The sequence below is a fragment of the Pseudomonas sp. R62 genome, assembly GCF_000257605.1.
GTDB lineage: Bacteria > Pseudomonadota > Gammaproteobacteria > Pseudomonadales > Pseudomonadaceae > Aquipseudomonas > Aquipseudomonas atacamensis.
This window is the reverse complement of record NZ_AHZM01000917.1, coordinates 1-817: the sequence shown is the minus strand read 5'-3', so window position 1 is coordinate 817 and position 817 is coordinate 1. Positions and strand designations below refer to the sequence as shown.

The following is an 817-nucleotide window of genomic DNA, read 5'->3' as shown; positions in this document are numbered from 1 at the left end:
CATTGCCATTGATTACTGCCCTGCCCTTCGAGACTTTCATTCAGAGGGCTGACAGCGCAATGGCAGGCAACAAGTGCGGGCGAATTGTCTTGGAGACTTTGTGAAAATTTCGTGCAACGCATATCTGGAAATACAATTTAGAGACAAAACAAAACGCCCCGAACCGGTCGGGGCGTTTTGCTTACAGCGAATTGATTATTTCTCGGCGCGTTCTTTCAGCGCTTTCAGGGTATTGAATGGCGCATCCACCACAAACTTGTTGGCGACCATGGCCGGCACGCTACCGCCCGGCTCGGTGTGCACCTGATAAGTCACTTCAACCTGATCGCCCTTAGGCACGAACTTCCAGAAGCCTTTGACCTGCTGAACCCGCACGAAACCTTTTTCTTCCGGCAGATAGGTCGGTACACCTTCAAGGTTCCGGGTCAGGCTGCCATCGGCACCTTCAACGGTGGTGATCTTGAGCACCGAATCACGCGGGGTCACCGGCCACGGCGTGTTGAATTGCGAATAGGTCCAGCTCAGATCGCCTTCGTGCTTGAGCAGTTTCTGGCTCTTGCACTCGTGAATCCACGCGCAGGCGCCAGAGACGTCTTCCTGCAAGGCGCGCAGTTTGGCAACGGTGGTTTTCATCAGCGCGACGCCTTGGTAGGACTTGTAGTCCGAACCGGGTATTTCGCTCAGGGAAACCTTGATGCCGTCTTCGTTCTTGGCCACTTTCCAGTCTTCTGCCTGGGCTACCGAAGTGGCAAGTACGGCAGTCAGACCACACAACACAGCGATACGGTGCAGCGAACCCATAGTGTTATTCCTTATT

At 54.1% G+C, this 817-nt stretch carries 1 protein-coding gene; it reads right to left on the bottom strand.

Going from position 1 to position 817, the window contains the following annotated elements; translation table 11 throughout:
• Positions 1-195: 195 nt before the first annotated feature.
• Positions 196-801, bottom strand: a complete 606-nt coding sequence (locus OQK_RS01100; protein WP_016770733.1) for an START domain-containing protein — start codon at positions 799-801, stop codon at positions 196-198.
• Positions 802-817 lie beyond the last annotated feature (16 nt).